Annotated in this window: 11 protein-coding genes and 2 rRNA genes; 8 read left to right on the plus strand and 5 right to left on the minus strand. The window is 66.2% G+C overall.

Annotated elements, in window-relative coordinates; all coding sequences use genetic code 11:
* Positions 1–4: 4 nt before the first annotated feature.
* Entirely contained in the window at positions 5–649 is a 645-nt protein-coding gene (locus Q4V64_RS24325) for a hypothetical protein (protein ID WP_124441001.1), read from the minus strand.
* Positions 650–656: 7 nt separating this feature from the next.
* A complete protein-coding gene (locus tag Q4V64_RS24330) occupies positions 657–3,293 on the minus strand; it encodes a hypothetical protein (RefSeq protein WP_124441000.1) in 2,637 nt (878 codons plus the stop codon).
* A gap of 647 nt (positions 3,294–3,940) precedes the next feature.
* Between Q4V64_RS24330 and Q4V64_RS24335 the strand changes: the two genes are divergently transcribed.
* From Q4V64_RS24335 to Q4V64_RS24360, 6 genes are all read left to right on the plus strand, one after another.
* Positions 3,941–4,249: a hypothetical protein gene (locus Q4V64_RS24335; protein ID WP_095752152.1), complete on the plus strand. Its 309-nt coding sequence runs from the start codon at positions 3,941–3,943 to the stop codon at positions 4,247–4,249.
* A 177-nt stretch (positions 4,250–4,426) separates the two neighbouring features.
* Positions 4,427–5,257: a hypothetical protein gene (locus tag Q4V64_RS24340; RefSeq protein ID WP_124440999.1), complete on the plus strand. Its 831-nt coding sequence runs from the start codon at positions 4,427–4,429 to the stop codon at positions 5,255–5,257.
* Positions 5,247–6,578: a hypothetical protein gene (locus tag Q4V64_RS24345; protein ID WP_124440998.1), complete on the plus strand. Its 1,332-nt coding sequence runs from the start codon at positions 5,247–5,249 to the stop codon at positions 6,576–6,578. The genes Q4V64_RS24340 and Q4V64_RS24345 overlap by 11 nt, the downstream gene beginning before the upstream one ends.
* Complete coding sequence (locus Q4V64_RS24350) at positions 6,575–8,134, plus strand: SCO6880 family protein (protein WP_172629261.1); 1,560 nt, start codon at positions 6,575–6,577, stop codon at positions 8,132–8,134. Before Q4V64_RS24345 ends, Q4V64_RS24350 begins: the two co-directional genes overlap by 4 nt.
* Before the next feature lie 12 nt (positions 8,135–8,146).
* Positions 8,147–9,562 carry an ATP-binding protein gene (locus Q4V64_RS24355; protein ID WP_124440997.1) on the plus strand — a complete coding sequence of 472 codons (1,416 nt, stop codon included), beginning with the start codon at positions 8,147–8,149 and terminating at the stop codon, positions 9,560–9,562.
* Between the two features lie 18 nt (positions 9,563–9,580).
* On the plus strand, positions 9,581–11,119 hold the full coding sequence (locus tag Q4V64_RS24360) for a type IV secretory system conjugative DNA transfer family protein (RefSeq protein ID WP_253267041.1): 1,539 nt from the start codon (positions 9,581–9,583) through the stop codon (positions 11,117–11,119).
* Positions 11,120–11,187: 68 nt separating this feature from the next.
* Here Q4V64_RS24360 and Q4V64_RS24365 read toward each other — a convergent pair whose 3' ends face one another.
* Complete coding sequence (locus Q4V64_RS24365; protein ID WP_124440996.1) at positions 11,188–11,733, minus strand: GNAT family N-acetyltransferase; 546 nt, start codon at positions 11,731–11,733, stop codon at positions 11,188–11,190.
* Positions 11,734–11,849: 116 nt separating this feature from the next.
* Between Q4V64_RS24365 and Q4V64_RS24370 the strand changes: the two genes are divergently transcribed.
* Together Q4V64_RS24370 and Q4V64_RS24375 are read left to right on the plus strand one after the other, a co-directional pair.
* Positions 11,850–13,112, plus strand: a complete 1,263-nt coding sequence (locus Q4V64_RS24370; protein WP_124440995.1) for a histidine kinase — start codon at positions 11,850–11,852, stop codon at positions 13,110–13,112.
* A complete protein-coding gene (locus tag Q4V64_RS24375) occupies positions 13,109–13,774 on the plus strand; it encodes a response regulator transcription factor (protein ID WP_124440994.1) in 666 nt (221 codons plus the stop codon). The genes Q4V64_RS24370 and Q4V64_RS24375 overlap by 4 nt, the downstream gene beginning before the upstream one ends.
* Before the next feature lie 56 nt (positions 13,775–13,830).
* Here the strand turns inward: Q4V64_RS24375 and rrf are convergent.
* Together rrf and Q4V64_RS24385 are read right to left on the minus strand one after the other, a co-directional pair.
* Positions 13,831–13,947, minus strand: a 5S ribosomal RNA gene (gene rrf, locus Q4V64_RS24380).
* A gap of 93 nt (positions 13,948–14,040) precedes the next feature.
* Positions 14,041–17,161, minus strand: a 23S ribosomal RNA gene (locus tag Q4V64_RS24385).

Genomic DNA, 17,161 nt, shown 5'->3' on the forward strand with positions numbered 1-17,161 from the left:
CGAGTCAGAGGCTGTCCGTCACATCGGGTCCCAAGCCGTCATCGTACGGCTCGGGGGTGGCGAGGCCCTGCTCCGTCGCGGCACCGAAGATAGTGGGCTCGCCAGGATCGCCGCCCACGTCGAGCAACTCGTTGAGATCCTGAATCGCCGCCGCAAGGCGAGGCGCATTACGACGGTGCACGTCAGGGTGCGGATGACCGGAGAAATCGAACCACGCCCAAATGTCGTGGTACACCGCGAGCTCCGCAGAGAGCCCCACCGAGGCAGGTGAGACGGACAACTCGACAAGACGTGGCTCTCGGTGCGATTCACCAGCAGCACCGAGCCACTGCCCCGGGCCGATCACGTACAGGTCATCAACCTCCGCATCCGGGAAGCCGACAGGCTGACTGGCACGAACCCGACCAGGAAGACTGGCGTCGCTCAGGGGAGCCGTGAGCGCCAGCTTCGTCATGATGTTGATGCCTCCCGAGCCGGAGACATACCAACGGTATTCCAACTGCTGCGGAAGCAAGAGGTCGTGCTTCCGCAACGTGTCGGCCATACGCGAAGCCGTCGTCAGCGCGGCTTCCAGTCCTGGAGGGGCGAATTCCTCAAGGTCCCAAAACCAGGAGCCGCATGGACGCGGGGCACGCTTCAAGGTCGACATGACTACCTCACGGGAACAAAGGGTGGCCGTTGGCCGGTACGGTGACAGAACCATCGTGGAAGCGAAGGTGGAACGTGGCTCCTGTCCTCCGAGCCTGGAATTCTACTTCCTTGAACATCTTGGCATTGAGCTCTGCCATCGGCTGATGCACATCGAGAATCGCGACCTTCTTCGCGCCCACGACATCGGGCAGGAGCTGTTTGGCAGCACTCTTTGACGCGCTCCTGATGCCCTGGATGTTGTCGACGTCCTTCAACTGGTAACCGTAGTGCGGCGTGCCATCGGGGCGGAGCGTAGTGACATCCAGATCGAGGCCGGTCGCCTCGTCCTTCAATTCGAATGCGAGGTGTGTGAAACCCTTGCTCTGCAAATCTGTCGCATGACTCAGCGCCATGTAGGCGGCCGGGATCATGCCCTTCTGCTCGCCCTTGCTGCCCTGCTTGCACATGTTGAGGATCTCTTGGTAGTTCTTCGTGCCACTCAGATGCCCCCGAGAAAGGAGATCGGCAACCTCTGCGCCAAAGGGCTCCTTCCCCAAAGTGCGCAGAACCTTGGCCTGATCCGCAGCACTCATCTTCTCCCGGGTCAATGCCTCCGTCAGCGCGGCCTCCTGCTCAGGACGCATAGGCTCCGACGGAGGGCGAGAGGCATGTTCACCCGTGCTGTAGCGATCCGGTGAAATCTCGTCGATGGGGCGGCCACCCGAGTGCCCACCGCCAGGCAGGTCGGTGTGCCCGTTTGCAGGCGTAGCGTGACCAGCATCGGACGGGCTGCCGGCGCCCTCGTTACCGGAGCTTTGTATCTCGTGGTGGCTTCCGACCGACGGGCTGTCACCATGCCCGCCTGTTCCCCCATGGTCGTGACCATTACCGACAGGGCTGTCCGAGCCTCCCGTGTGACTGGACGGCGGTTCGTGACTGGCGGACGGTCCCTTCGTCAGGTCTTCGGCTCGGCCACCGGGCAGGTGGTCGCTCGCTGTGCCGCCGGGCAGGTCACCTCCAGTGTGGGCTGTGGGTACGTCGCCGCTCGCGTGGACAGCTGGGGTGGTGGGCACATCCTCGCCGACACGGCCCGCGTCACCGAGGTTGTCACTCAGGCTGTCGCCGAGGCGGATGTGCTGGCCGGCTTGTTCTGCGGTGTGGGCGCCCGCGCCAACCAGTGCCGGTGCCCTGACCGAGGAGTCAACCCGTGGCATGTCCGCGCCTGATGCCAGGCTGCCCGACGTGCCCTTGTCGACCACGTCGGTGGGGGCGTTGTCGACGCTGTCGATGACGTTGCCGTGCTGGTCGAGGAGGTTACCGTCGGCGTCCATGTACTGGGCAGGGGAGCCGTCCGCGCTCGGCAGTTTCGTCGTGCCCGCCGGAACGACCGGGGTGTCGTGGGGGAGCTGGAAGTTGCCGTCCGGCAGCCGGGTCGCGCCCTCCGGGATCGCGGCGCCCTCGGGCAGATTCACCGTGCCGTCCGGCAGCTTGACCGCGCCTTCCGGCAGGGTGATCGCGTTGTCCGGGAGGGTGGGGATATCGATGTTCCCGACACCCTTCAGGCTGGCGGCGATGTCGCCGATCTTCGACAGGCCGGCGCCTGCGCCCTTGGCGATGTAGGTCATCGGGTCGAGGACCCGGCCCGCCTTGCCGGCCACGGACAGCGCCTTGGCCACCGCGCCCGCCTTGCCCGCACCGGCTGCCGCGCCGCCCGCGCCGCCGGTGAACACGGTGGTCAGGACGTTGAAGGTGACCGCTCCGGCCGCGCGGGCGGGGTTCTTGCCCCACTCGTCCCACGCCACCAGCGCCTTGCCCGTCTCCTTCATCGCCGTACGGGAGTCGCGCAACCAGGACGGCATCTTGTCGTCCGGCATCGTCCAGAACAGCGCGGCCGCCCCCGGGACCGCGCTGATCGCCAGACCTGTGGCCAGCTGCGCCAGCCCCTTCCACGCCTGGCCCATCGCCTCCCAGCCGCCGAAACCGACCAGCGTGCCGAGCCCCTTGATGGTGCCCCAGATGCCGTCGACGATCAGGCCGTCCCACACGAACGACTTCACCCAGTGGCCGACCTCGTACCAGTGGTGCTTCTCCTCCACCGGGTCGCCCCACGGCACCTGGGCGTTCTTCATGTCGTCGGCGGAGAAGCCGTACTGGTCCTTGCGGTCCGAGCCGTCCCCGGCGACCATCTGCGTCCCGCCCCACAAGGCGGTGATCTTGTTGTGGCAGGTCCGCTCCGCAGCCCAGAACGCCGCAACCGTCGCGGTGATCTCGTCCCGGATCTGGTTGTGCTCATCGACCTTGTCGCCGTCGTACTCCCACTCGTCGTCATCCTTGACGGAATCGACGAACGTCACTGCCTTGGCCTTCAGCTCCTTCAGCTTGGCGTCCAGCGGCCGGATCTCCGTCGCGTACGACTCCAGGGCCGACGACACCCTCTCCAGATCCGTGGCGAAACCGTCCGCCCGCTCCTTCACCGGCTTCGTCGTCGCGAACAACTGCTCCGCCTCGGGAGCGGTGTAGTACGCCGACAGGCCCTGGAACTGGGAATGTACGTCCTCGCCGGTCTTGCGGACGTTGCCCGCGTCCTTCTTCAGGTCCGCGTAGTCGATCTCCAACTGCGGCAGGTCACCCGTGAACTGCGGTATCTCCTCCGGCTTGAGCACGCTGCCCCTCGCCCCCACTGCTCCCGCACGTCGCCGACTCGATCATCTGTATCAATGGACGCGTTGCAACCGCAATACGGTTCTGGCCAACGGTCGCTACTCGGACGGCCTCTGCCGTGGTGGTCGTGAGGAGTGGGACTACTGCCGCCGGTCGAACGGGTGCCGTGGGGCCGCTCGCTTCTTGGCGTGAGCGCCTTCACCGGCTGACCTCCGGCTGACCCCGGGTCAGCGATCAGCGATCAGCGAATCGAACGGGTCGCGGCATCCCGCCGCGGCCCGTTCGTCATGAGAACATCATCTCGACACTCACCCCATCCGACTGGCCGTCAAAAAACGCGCTGGGTCGAAAAATTCGCAAAAAGGGTCAACGACGGAACCACACGACAGGTTTCGCCCAGGCCTCATTGCCCGGCGTGACCTGCCGTGATACACAGAGTGACCATACGGCTCCCGGCATACCGCCCACACCTGTTCGAGGGACCCCCCGAGGCATCGATGCGGGCTGGTGGCAAGGTATTCGTACGAAACCCGCCAATCAATGACGCCAAGTCGACATGCGACAGCGCCATCGTCGGCGAGAATGAGAGCTGACCTCTGCGCCAGTGCAGGGGGAGAAGCGGAACTACCCACCAGGGGCGGTGACTTACATGTTCTTCGCGGCCGACGAGGGCGACATCAACACCATTATCGGCGGGATCGCTCCGGACTGGGGGCCCTTCGGCAGCCTGGGCAACGAGGCGAAGGTGATGATCGAGGTCGTGATGGCGGTGGCCATCCTGCTCTGCCTCGGTATCGCTATCTGGGGCGCTGCGAAGCAGCGCATCGGCGCCACCGCCCTGCGGGACACCTTCAGTGCGGAACAAGGCAAGGGCCTCATCATCGCGGGCCTGACAGGCGTCTTCATCATCGGCTCGCTCGGCACACTCTTCACCATCGTGTACGGCATGGCCGTGTAGGCGGGCGGCCGGCCGGGCGCGCCCGGTTTCCCCACCACCCCATCCGTCCGTCGTGCCCACCGGCTGAGGTTGCGTTTCCTTGATGTCGAGTCACCACACCGCGCCCGCGCGGGAACCAGCACGGCTACCGTCGTACTCCTACGCGTTTTCGCACGACGTCGAGGGAGCGTACGCGGCATGAGTTTCGGTGACGGGCAGGAGCCCTCAGACGGTTTCGGCGGCACGGGACACACTCGCACGCGCCTGCCCGAGGGCGGTGGCGACGTCTACGGAGGCGCGCGGCGGGGTGGCCGCTCGTCCTCGCGGAGCCTGATCACGGTCGTCGGCGTGATCGTCCTCCTCATCGCGGCGATCGCCTTCGCGAACCGTGGCGGAGACGATTCCTCATCGGCGGACGGGGCAGGTTCACAGCCGGAGGCTGCGTCGACGGCCGCGAGCGGGGAGAAGCCGGTGCAGGCGAAGGCCGGGGGGATTCCGGCGGGGTTTGCGCGGGATGAGCAGGGGGCGGAGAGTGCGGCCGCGAATTATGCGGTGACGTTGGTCTCGGCCGACATCCTCAAGCCGACCCTCAGAGCCGAGATCGTCCGGCAGGTCTTCGTCGCCGACAAGCAGGCCGCCTTGGCGGACAAGTTCAACAAGGCGTACTCCAAGGAGTTCCTGAGCAACATCGGTCTGGACGAGAACGGCAACGCGACGGCGGGCAACACCTACGTCTCACGCACCGTCCCGGTCGGCACCAAGGTCACCAGCTACGCGGACACCAGTGCCACCGCCGAGGTCTGGTGCACCGGGCTGTACGGCACTGCGGGGACAGACTCGACCAACCCGGTCACCAGTGACTGGTTCACCATGACGCTCCAGCTGCGCTGGGTGGACGGCGACTGGAAGGTCGACAGCTTCTCCCAGAAGGACGGCCCCGCGCCCGTCCCCGGCGACGACAAGGCATCCAGCGCCGACGAGATGGCCAAGGCCGTCGAGGAGTACGGAGGGTTCACGTATGCCCGGTAGCCCGCGCCGCGTACTCAAGGTCGCCGCAGCCCTCACGGCCGTACAGACGACAGTTCTGATGCTGGCCACCCGGGCTGTGGCGGCCCCCACGCCGTCTCCGTCACCGTCGGACGGCAACTGCGACCTCATCGTCGGCCCCGCCAAGGAGTACTGCGAACAGGACGGCGGCTCACGCCGCAGCGGCGGCACCTCCACCCTCGACCCCACCTCAACCCTCGACCCCCTCTCCTCCCTCGCAAAAGGCTGCGCCGACGCCGCCGCCTGGACCGTCGACAAGCTCAGCGAGGCCGTAAAAGAAACCGCGAACGTCGACTTCACGAACCAGAAGTTCCTCCAGCAGTACGCCGTCGTCTTCGCCGCGTCGACGATCCTCACGCTCCTCCTCTGGCTGCTGGCCGTAGCCAAGCGAGCAGTACGAGGCGTCCCCCTCACCACCGCCATCAGCGAAGCGATCGGCTTCCTCTGGCTCACCGTCCTCGCGTCCGCCTTCACGCCGCTGATCCTCTACACGGTCGTATCGGCCACGGACGGCGTCTCAGAGGTCCTCGCGAAAACCACCGGCGACCAGACGGACGCCTTCTTCGGCACGTTCTCCGGCGCCCTCAAGAAGGGCGAGGACATCGGCGGCGGCCCGATCATGCTGATCGTCGTGTCGCTGGTCAGCATCCTCGCCGCCGGCGTGCTCTGGCTGGAGCTCGTCATCCGCGCCGCCCTGCTCTACGTCGGCGCCCTGCTCGGCACCGTCGTCTACGCCGGACTCGTCGACAAGAACCTGTGGGGCCACGTCCGCCGCTGGGCGGGCATCATGATCGCGGTGATTCTCGTCAAGCCGGTCATCGTCATCGTGCTCGGCCTCGCCGGCGCGCTGTCCGCCGACGACGGCCCCGACGCCTTCTCCGCCGTCGTCTCCGGCCTCGCCATCATCCTGCTCGCGATCTTCGCCAGCGCGATGATCTACCGTTTCGTCCCCGGTTTCGGCGACGAGCTCGCCCACTCCCGCAGCAACCGCATCATGCAGGGGGCCGAGGGCAAGGCCGCCGCCGTCATCAGCTCCCCGGCGACCCTGGTCGCCCAGGGCATCAAGACCCACAGCAGCCGCGCGGACAACAACGGCGGCCAGGCCACAGGCTCCAACGCCCCCCGCCCGAGCAACCCCGCCTCCGGCGGAGTCGCCGCGCACAGCTCGCGCCCCTCGAGCGGAGGCAGCGGATCCGTCCCCTCCGCCGCACCCGCTCCCCGTTCGAGCAGCCCGGTGAATACCCCCCACGCCAGCAACACACGCAACAGCAGTACCAACCGCACGGGAGGTGAAGGGCGTTGACGACCGAGTCCCACGTGTCCCATCCGGTCACGCCCCGCCGTACATATCTGATCGGCCGCGCCCGGCCGAACGCGATGGTCGGCCGGAATCGTGAAACCGGCGAGATCGCGCTCATCATCGTCGGCGCGTTCCTCGGCATGATGTGCGGGCTCCTCGTCCCGGTGCTGTCCCTGCGCATCGTGCTGCTGGTCGGCCTGCCGATGCTCGCGCTGGCCGCGGTGTACGTGCCGTACAAGCGCCGCACCTTCTACAAGTGGTTCGAGATCAACCGCAGCTACAAGCGGACCGTCAAGCAGAACGCCACCTACCGCTCCGCGGTCATGGAGGCCGGCATCCGCATCGACGGCCGCGAGGTCGAGATCGGCCCGCCGCCCGGCATCGGCCGCATCACCTGGCTGGCCGCCCCGTTCGGCCCCGACGAGATCGCCGTACTCCTCCACGCCGACCGTCGCACGGTGACCGCGGCGATCGAGATCGAAGGCCCGGGCGTGGGCCTGCGCGACTCCGAGGACCAGGAAGCCCTCGTCGACCGCTTCGGCACCCTCCTCAAGCACGTGGCCAACGGCGACGGCTTCGTCACCCGGCTGCAGATGCTCGCCCGCACCCTCCCCGCCGACCCGGACGCCCACGCCAAGGACGTCGCCGTACGCGGCGACGAGAGGGCGCCGGGGTGGCTGCAGCAGTCGTACGACCAGCTGCAGTCGATGGTGTCGACGAGCAGCGAGCAGCACCGCGCCTACCTCGTCGCCTGTATGCACTACACGCGCGAGCTGGCCGCCGAGGCCCATGCCATGGCCCGCGCCGCCCGCCCGCAGAACGGCCGCAAGCTGGACCGGGACGCCGGCCTCGCCGTCGTCATGGCCCGCGAGCTCACCGACATCTGCTCGCGTCTGCAGGAGGCCGACATCCGGGTGCGCCAGCCGCTCGGCCAGGGACGGCTCGCGTCGCTCATCCACTCCATGTACGACCCCGACCACCCCATCGACCACATCCAGGCGATGACCAAGCGCAACGCCTGGCCGGCCGAGCTGGACGCCATGGAGCCGACGTACCTCCAGGCCAAGACCCGGGAGTCCTCCACCCGCGCCCCCTGGTGCCACGCCACCGCCTGGGTGAAGGAGTGGCCGATGACCCCGGTCGGCGTCAACTTCCTCGCCCCGCTCCTCGTCCACACCCCGGACGTCATCCGCACGGTCGCCGTGACGATGGACCTCGAACCCACCGAGGTCGCCATCGAGCGCATGCTCACCGAGAAGACGAACGACGAGGCCGAGGCGTCCCGCGCCGCCAAGATGAACCGGACCGTCGACCCGCGCGACATCGCCGCCCACAACCGCCTCGACCAGCGCGGCGAGGACCTCGCCAGCGGCGCGGCCGGCGTCAACCTCGTCGGCTACATCACCGTCTCCTCCCGCACTCCCGAGGCCCTGGCCCGCGACAAGCGGACCATCCGGGCCTCGGCCGGAAAGTCGTACCTGAAGCTGGAGTGGTGCGACCGCGAGCACCATCGCGCCTTCGTGAACACCCTTCCGTTCGCCACCGGCATTCGAAGGTAGAGGGGCCGCCGCATGCGGGATCCGATGTCCATCCTCACCGACGCCTTCACGTCCTTCCTGTTCGGGAAGGTCGAGACGACCCGAATGCCGGTACGCACCTCCACGGGCCAGGCCCAGGCGGTCTACCTCCCGACCGCCGCCCCCGGCCTCGGCGACTCGGGCGTCATCATCGGCCGCGAGGTCTACTCCGGGAAGGGCTACATCTACGACCCCTTCCAGCTGTACGGCCAGCAGCTCCCGGCACCGCACTGGCTGGTCCTCGGAGAGTCCGGCAACGGCAAGTCGGCCCTTGAGAAGACGTACGTCCTACGACAGCTGCGCTTCCGCGACCGTCAGGTCGTCGTCCTGGACGCGCAGGGCGAGGACGGCGTCGGTGAATGGAACCTGATCGCGCAGGAGCTGGGGATAACTCCTGTCCGGCTGGACCCGATGGCGGCGCTGGATCACGGGATCCGCCTCAATCCCCTCGACCCGGCGATCACGACCACGGGACAGCTCGCCCTGCTGCGGACCATCATCGAGGTCGCGCTGGGGCACGGCCTGGACGAGCGCTCGGGCTTCGCGCTCAAGGTCGCCCACGCCTACGTCAACGAGACGATCGTCGAACGCCAGCCCGTCCTGATGGACATCGTCGAGCAGCTACGGCACCCCGAGCCGGAGTCGGCCGAGGCGATGAACGTCGACATAGACGACGTACGGGCGTGGGGACTTGATGTGGCGCTGGTCCTCGACCGTCTGGTCGACGGTGACCTGCGCGGCATGTTCGACGGCCCGACCACGGTCGGCATCGACCTGGACGCCCCCCTCATCGTCTTCGACCTGTCCCACATCGACCGCAACTCCATCGCCATGCCGATCCTGATGGCGATCGTCGGCGTGTGGCTGGAGCACACCTGGATCCGCCCCGACCGGAAGAAGCGCATCTTCCTGGTCGAGGAGGCCTGGCACATCATCAACAGCCCGTTCGTGGCGCAGCTGTTCCAGCGGCTGCTGAAGTTCGGGCGCCGGCTGGGTCTGTCCTTCGTGGCGGTCGTCCACCACTTGAGCGACGTGGTGGACGGAGCGGCGGCGAAGGAGGCGGCGGCCATCCTGAAGATGGCGTCGACGCGGACGATCTACGCCCAGAAAGCGGACGAGGCGAGGGCGACGGGCCGGGTGCTCGGCCTGCCCAGGTGGGCGGTCGAGATCATCCCGAGCCTGACCCCCGGTATCGCCGTCTGGGACGTCAACGGCAATGTCCAGGTCGTCAAACACCTGGTCACCGAGACCGAACGCCCGCTGGTCTTCACCGACCGCGCGATGACCGAGTCGTCCGCCGAACGCGAGCGGACGGACGACGCGCTGCGCGCGGCCGAGCTGGAGGCGGAGGAACGGGCGGCGGCGTTCGTGGAACAGCATCTCGGCGACTCCGAGTCGACGGTGGCGTAGCAGGCCTAGGGGGAGCCCATGAGACCGGGTGAGGGACGCGACGGCCGCCTGGACGCCCAGGGACGCCATGGAGGCCATGGAGGCCATGGAGGCCAAGGAGGAGGCCAGGGCGGCATCCCCGACGGACTGCTCGTCGGCATACTCGCCTTCCTCCTCGGCATGACCCTCCTGGTCTGGTCGGCCACGGGCCTGGCCGCCCTGTTCTCCCACGGCGCCTGGCCCACGGGGGTCACCTTCAGCCGCACCCCCCTGGCCATGCGCCAGCTCATCGCCCAACCGCACGACATCCCCGGCGCCTGGCCGGAGGCCCCCGCCGCCGAACTCTCGGGATACGGCCTGTTCTGGGGCCTGTTCATCGGCCAGCTGATGATCCTGATCGTCCTGACGGTGTTCGTGCTGGGCACGGTGGCGCGGTGGAGGGCGGTGCGGGCCAGGAGACGGGAGGAGAGGGCGGCGGCGCTGGACCGGACTGCGGCGACGCCCCCTGAGCCCCACGAGGTACCGGTACCGGTACCGACGCCGTCACCGGAGCCACAACCAACGGAACCACTCCGCGCAACGCCGGCCGATGCCCAGCCCTCCGCCTCTCGGGCCAACGGCAAACAGGTGGGCGGGTGGGAAACAAACCGCGCCGAAGGCGCGGTGCACTACGGCTCCCCGGCAGCCCGTCACACCCCCGCAACCCAAGCAGTGCACGACGCGGCAGGCCCAGCCCTCGTCGTCACCTCGAACCCCGCCATCTGGCAGGACACGAAGGACGCCAGAGCCAAACTCGGCCCGGTCCACGTCTACGACCCTTCCCACCTCTGCGACACCCCGGCCCGCCTCCACTGGTCCCCGACGGCAGGCTGCGAGGACAAGCAAACGGCGGCCACCAGAGCCACCGCCCTCCTCTCACCGGTCCGCCCCACCGCGAAAATCGACCAGGCGATGGCCGACGTAGCCGAAACACTCCTGCGGAGCTACCTGCACGCCGCCGCCATCGACGGCCGCACCATCCGCCACGTCCACCGCTGGTGCCAGGGCACCCAGATCCAGGACGCCGTACGAACCCTCCGTACGCACCCCAAGGCCGCCCCCGGCGCTGCGGGCGAACTCGAAGCCGCCCTCACCGCGCACGCCGAACGCCGGGACATCGCGCAGGAGTTGGCCGGCCGAGCCCTCTCCGCCCTCTTCACGGTCAACATCCGCGAGGCCTGCACTCCCAACCGAACTGATGCGCTCGCCTTGGATTCCTTCGTCGACGAAGGGGGCACGCTTTATGTGGTGGGTGAATCAATCGAGGACCCCCGGACGAACCCCGGCGCGATGCCCCTCCTGACCGCCCTCACCTCAAGCGTGGTCGAGCGCGGCCGGCGCATGGCCGAACGGTCATCCTCCGGTCGCCTCGACCCACCACTGACGCTCGTCCTCGACGACGTCGCCGCCGTGGCTCCGCTTCCCCAGCTCCCGGAGCTGCTGGCCACCGGAGCGGACCGGGGCCTGCCGACCCTGGCCCTGCTCCGATCCCGTGAACAGGGCCGCACCCGGTGGCCGAACGCAGAACTGCCGGTGTAACCGCACTGATCGCACTGATCGCACTGATCGCACTGATCGCGCTAGTCGCTTTAGCCGCGTTAATCGCGTTAGTCGCGCTCCAGCACGAACTCCAACTCCCGCTCCTCGGAGTGCCCGGTCAACGGCACAGTCACCCCACTCGGCACGAACCCCACCTTGCGGTAGAACCGCTGTGCCCGTTCGTTCTCCTCATGCACGATCAGCCGCACCCGCTCCGCCCCACGCGCCCACGACCACTCCAGGGCGGCGTCGAACAGCACCTCGGTCAGCCCGCTCCCCCGCTCCTCGGGCCGCACGAACACGCCCACCAGATGCGTCTGCTTCCGCTCTATCGGAAACCCGGCCCAGTCCGTCGTCCCGGGCTCCTCCACCAGCACGGTCAGCGTCCCCACCCACCGCCCGTCGGGCCCTGCGGCGATGATCTGCTGAGCCCGGTCCGCGCCCTCGGCGGAACTCGCCGTCCGCTCCTGCCAGAAGGAGTCCGGCCTGGCCGCAGCCGCCTCGTAGGTCTCCAGAAAGGCGAGGTGCGCCACCGGATCCCGCAGCGCCACAAGCCGCAACTCCTTCGCTGCGGGCCACTCATCAGGGCGTACGGACCGGATCACGTAGTTCATATGGCCACGGTAATACCCGGGTACTACACCCCTCACCCCAAATACTGCCCCCGGTCCGACGCCCGCCGCCCCCACGCGGACGAGCATCGAAGCATGGCGAAGGAAGAGGGCCCACCATGGACTCCGTGACGGAAGAACGCGCAGCGGAAGAACGAACGGCGGAACCCCTCACCGAGTACGTCCATCGCATCACCAGGCGGGTGCGCGCCTTCGACCGGAGCCATCCCCTGGTGTGGGACCTGCACATCACCGGCTTCTGGGTGACGGCGGCCCTGATCGACTACATCGGCGGCGGCTGGCGCAACATCGCCCACAACGTCCACGTCGCCGACTGGCTCGTCCTCGCCCTGAGCCTCGGCTTCTCCGTCCCCCTCCTCTGGCGACGCAGCCACCCCCGCGCCGTCCTCATCGCTCTGGCACCCGTCGCCCTGGTCAACGCCTGGACCGGCGCCATCCTCCAGGCGGCGCTGCTCCAACTGCTCGTCGTCTACCACATCGCCCTGCGCCTGCCCCTGCGCACCATGTGGTGGGCGGCGACCCTGGTCCTCGCCCCGGTGGTCGTGACCGCGGCCCGCTACGGCGACGAAGGCAGCTGGGACCAGCAGATCGGCTCCCAACTGCTGTCCATCGCCACGGCCGCCCTCGTCGGCGTCACGGTCCGCACCCGCCGCAACTACACCGAGGCCCTGGAAGACCGAGCCCGCCGCCTCGAGATCGAACGCGACCAGCAGACCCGCCTGGCCGCCGCCGCCGAACGCGCCCGCATAGCCCGCGAGATGCACGACATCATCGGCCACAACCTCTCCGTCATCACCGGCCTCGCCGACGGCGGAAAGTACGCCGCCACCAAGTCCCCGGAACGCGCCGCCCAAGCCCTCCACGCCATCGGCACCACCAGCCGCCAGGCTTTGAGCGAACTACGCCGCCTCCTGGACGTCCTGCGTGAGGAGGAGAAGTCCCAGAGCGAGGCCGAACTGACCCCCCAGCCCACCCTGACCGACCTCGACCAGCTCATCGACGGCGTACGCGCCGCCGGCCTACCCGTCCGCACCACCATCCACGGCACCCCCACCCTCCACCCCGGCCGCCAGCTCACGGTCTACCGCGTCATCCAGGAAGCCCTCACCAACACCCTCAAACACGGCGGCCCCGACGCCACAGCACTGATCACGATCGCGTACGAGGACAAAGGCGCCGTCACCGTCACCGTGACCGACACCGGCAACGGGGGCCAGGCCCTCGACAGAGGCGGCCGCGGACTACCCGGAATGCGCGAACGAACCGCCCTCTACGGCGGCACACTTGAGGCCGGCCCCCGCCCGCACCCGGAGCGGGGCTGGCGCGTCCACTTACACCTCCCGGAGGAAACCCCGCAGTGACCACGGTCCTCATCGCCGACGACCAGCCCCTCCAGCGCCTCGGCTTCCGCATGCTGCTGGAGAGCCAGGACGACATGACGGTGCTGGGGGAGGCGACGAACCGAGCCAGCCGCATGACCGCCGAACTCCATCCCGACGTCGTCCTGATGGACGTCCGGATGCCCGGCCTCGACGGCATCGAGGCCACTCGCCGCATCGCCGCCGCCGGCGACCGCACCCGCGTCCTGATCCTCACCACCTTCGACCTGGACGAGTACGCCTACGCCGGCCTGCGCGCGGGCGCCTCAGGTTTCCTGGTCAAGGACGCCCAGCCGGAGGACCTGCTTTCGGGCATCCGCGCGGTGGCTACGGGCGACGCGGTGGTGGCCCCCAGCCTGACCCGCCGCCTCCTGGACGCATACGCCCAGCACCTGCCGACCGGCACACCAGCCGAAAGCCCGGGAGACCCGGACCCTCGCCTGGCCGCCCTCACGGACCGTGAACGCGAAATCCTGACGGTCATCGGCAAGGGCTGGACGAACACCGAGATAGCCACCCGCCTCCACCTGGCCGAATCGACGGTGAAGACCCACGTGGGCCGCATCCTCGCGAAGACGGGCTCACGGGACCGCGTCCAGGCGGTGATCCTCGCGTACGACACGAAGCTGGTGCAGCCGTCATGAATGCCTGAAACGCAGAAAACCCCGCACCATCCCGGTGCGGGGTTTTCTCAAGATTTGTTCGGCGGCGTCCTACTCTCCCACAGGGTCCCCCCTGCAGTACCATCGGCGCTGTAAGGCTTAGCTTCCGGGTTCGGAATGTAACCGGGCGTTTCCCTCACGCTATAACCACCGAAACACTATGAAACTGTGAACGCCACAACCATTGCCGTGGCCCGGCAACGGGGCTGTTCGTGGTTTCAGAACCAACACAGTGGACGCGAGCAACTGAGGACAAGCCCTCGGCCTATTAGTACCGGTCAACTCCACACCTTACGGTGCTTCCATATCCGGCCTATCAACCCAGTCGTCTACTGGGAGCCTTAACCCCTCAAGGGGGTGGGAGTCCTCATCTCGAAGCAGGCTTCCCGCTTAGATGCTTTCAGCGGTTATCCCTCCCGAACGTAGCCAACCAGCCATGCCCTTGGCAGAACAACTGGCACACCAGAGGTTCGTCCGTCCCGGTCCTCTCGTACTAGGGACAGCCCTTCTCAAGACTCCTACGCGCACAGCGGATAGGGACCGAACTGTCTCACGACGTTCTAAACCCAGCTCGCGTACCGCTTTAATGGGCGAACAGCCCAACCCTTGGGACCGACTCCAGCCCCAGGATGCGACGAGCCGACATCGAGGTGCCAAACCATCCCGTCGATATGGACTCTTGGGGAAGATCAGCCTGTTATCCCCGGGGTACCTTTTATCCGTTGAGCGACGGCGCTTCCACAAGCCACCGCCGGATCACTAGTCCCGACTTTCGTCCCTGCTCGACCCGTCGGTCTCACAGTCAAGCTCCCTTGTGCACTTACACTCAACACCTGATTACCAACCAGGCTGAGGGAACCTTTGGGCGCCTCCGTTACTCTTTAGGAGGCAACCGCCCCAGTTAAACTACCCATCAGACACTGTCCCTGATCCGGATCACGGACCCAGGTTAGACATCCAGCACGACCAGACTGGTATTTCAACGACGACTCCACCACCACTGGCGTGACAGCTTCAAAGTCTCCCAGCTATCCTACACAAGCCGAACCGAACACCAATATCAAACTGTAGTAAAGGTCCCGGGGTCTTTCCGTCCTGCTGCGCGAAACGAGCATCTTTACTCGTAGTGCAATTTCACCGGGCCTATGGTTGAGACAGTCGAGAAGTCGTTACGCCATTCGTGCAGGTCGGAACTTACCCGACAAGGAATTTCGCTACCTTAGGATGGTTATAGTTACCACCGCCGTTTACTGGCGCTTAAGTTCTCAGCTTCGCCCGACCGAAATCGGACTAACCGGTCCCCTTAACGTTCCAGCACCGGGCAGGCGTCAGTCCGTATACATCGCCTTACGGCTTCGCACGGACCTGTGTTTTTAGTAAACAGTCGCTTCTCGCTGGTCTCTGCGGCCACCCCCAGCTCCAGGCGCAAAGCCCTTCACCGGACATGGCCCCCCTTCTCCCGAAGTTACGGGGGCATTTTGCCGAGTTCCTTAACCATAGTTCACCCGAACGCCTCGGTATTCTCTACCTGACCACCTGAGTCGGTTTAGGGTACGGGCCGCCATGAAACTCGCTAGAGGCTTTTCTCGACAGCATAGGATCATCCACTTCACCACAATCGGCTCGGCATCAGGTCTCACCCCATGTGCCATCCGGATTTACCTGGATGACGGGCTACACCCTTACCCCGGGACAACCACCGCCCGGGATGGACTACCTTCCTGCGTCACCCCATCACTCACCTACTACCAGCTCGGGCCACCGGCTCCACCACTTTCCATTCCCCGAAGGGTCCGGAACGGCTTCACGGGCTTAGCATCACTGGATTCAATGTTTGACGCTTCACAGCGGGTACCGGAATATCAACCGGTTATCCATCGACTACGCCTGTCGGCCTCGCCTTAGGTCCCGACTTACCCTGGGCAGATCAGCTTGACCCAGGAACCCTTAGTCAATCGGCGCACACGTTTCCCACGTGTGTATCGCTACTCATGCCTGCATTCTCACTCGTCAACCGTCCACAACTCGCTTCCGCGGCTGCTTCACCCGGCAGACGACGCTCCCCTACCCATCACAGCGCCCGTTGGGGCTCATGCTGCAATGACACGACTTCGGCGGTACGCTTGAGCCCCGCTACATTGTCGGCGCGGAATCACTTGACCAGTGAGCTATTACGCACTCTTTCAAGGGTGGCTGCTTCTAAGCCAACCTCCTGGTTGTCTGTGCGACTCCACATCCTTTCCCACTTAGCGTACGCTTAGGGGCCTTAGTCGATGCTCTGGGCTGTTTCCCTCTCGACCATGGAGCTTATCCCCCACAGTCTCACTGCCGCGCTCTCACTTACCGGCATTCGGAGTTTGGCTAAGGTCAGTAACCCGGTAGGGCCCATCGCCTATCCAGTGCTCTACCTCCGGCAAGAAACACACGACGCTGCACCTAAATGCATTTCGGGGAGAACCAGCTATCACGGAGTTTGATTGGCCTTTCACCCCTAACCACAGGTCATCCCCCAGGTTTTCAACCCTGGTGGGTTCGGTCCTCCACGACCTCTTACAGCCGCTTCAACCTGCCCATGGCTAGATCACTCCGCTTCGGGTCTTGAGCATGCTACTAAAACGCCCTGTTCGGACTCGCTTTCGCTACGGCTTCCCCACACGGGTTAACCTCGCAACACACCGCAAACTCGCAGGCTCATTCTTCAAAAGGCACGCAGTCACGAGACAAACACAAGTGCTTGCCCGACGCTCCCACGGCTTGTAGGCACACGGTTTCAGGTACTATTTCACTCCGCTCCCGCGGTACTTTTCACCATTCCCTCACGGTACTATCCGCTATCGGTCACCAGGGAATATTTAGGCTTAGCGGGTGGTCCCGCCAGATTCACACGGGATTTCTCGGGCCCCGTGCTACTTGGGTGTCTCTCCAACGAGCCGCTGACGTTTCGACTACGGGGGTCTTACCCTCTACGCCGGACCTTTCGCATGTCCTTCGCCTACATCAACGGTTTCTGACTCGTCCCACGGCCGGCAGACCGTGAAAGAGAGATCCCACAACCCCGCATACGCAACCCCTGCCGGGTCTCACACGTATACGGTTTAGCCTCATCCGGTTTCGCTCGCCACTACTCCCGGAATCACGGTTGTTTTCTCTTCCTGCGGGTACTGAGATGTTTCACTTCCCCGCGTTCCCTCCACATACCCTATGTGTTCAGGTATGGGTGACAGCCCATGACGACTGCCGGGTTTCCCCATTCGGACACCCCCGGATCAAAGCCTGGTTGACGACTCCCCGGGGCCTATCGTGGCCTCCCACGTCCTTCATCGGTTCCTGGTACCAAGGCATCCACCGTGCGCCCTTAAAAACTTGGCC

This window comes from Streptomyces sp. NL15-2K, from assembly GCF_030551255.1.
In the GTDB taxonomy this organism is placed as follows: Bacteria; Actinomycetota; Actinomycetes; order Streptomycetales; family Streptomycetaceae; genus Streptomyces.

Coding starts and splice junctions, on each gene's coding strand:
- Q4V64_RS24325 (WP_124441001.1), bottom strand. CDS start 649: ATGTCGACCTTGAAGCGTGCCCCGCGTCCATGCGGCTCCTGGTTTTGG.
- Q4V64_RS24335 (WP_095752152.1), top strand. CDS start 3,941: ATGTTCTTCGCGGCCGACGAGGGCGACATCAACACCATTATCGGCGGG.
- Q4V64_RS24340 (WP_124440999.1), top strand. CDS start 4,427: ATGAGTTTCGGTGACGGGCAGGAGCCCTCAGACGGTTTCGGCGGCACG.
- Q4V64_RS24345 (WP_124440998.1), top strand. CDS start 5,247: ATGCCCGGTAGCCCGCGCCGCGTACTCAAGGTCGCCGCAGCCCTCACG.
- Q4V64_RS24355 (WP_124440997.1), top strand. CDS start 8,147: ATGCGGGATCCGATGTCCATCCTCACCGACGCCTTCACGTCCTTCCTG.
- Q4V64_RS24360 (WP_253267041.1), top strand. CDS start 9,581: ATGAGACCGGGTGAGGGACGCGACGGCCGCCTGGACGCCCAGGGACGC.
- Q4V64_RS24365 (WP_124440996.1), bottom strand. CDS start 11,733: ATGAACTACGTGATCCGGTCCGTACGCCCTGATGAGTGGCCCGCAGCG.
- Q4V64_RS24370 (WP_124440995.1), top strand. CDS start 11,850: ATGGACTCCGTGACGGAAGAACGCGCAGCGGAAGAACGAACGGCGGAA.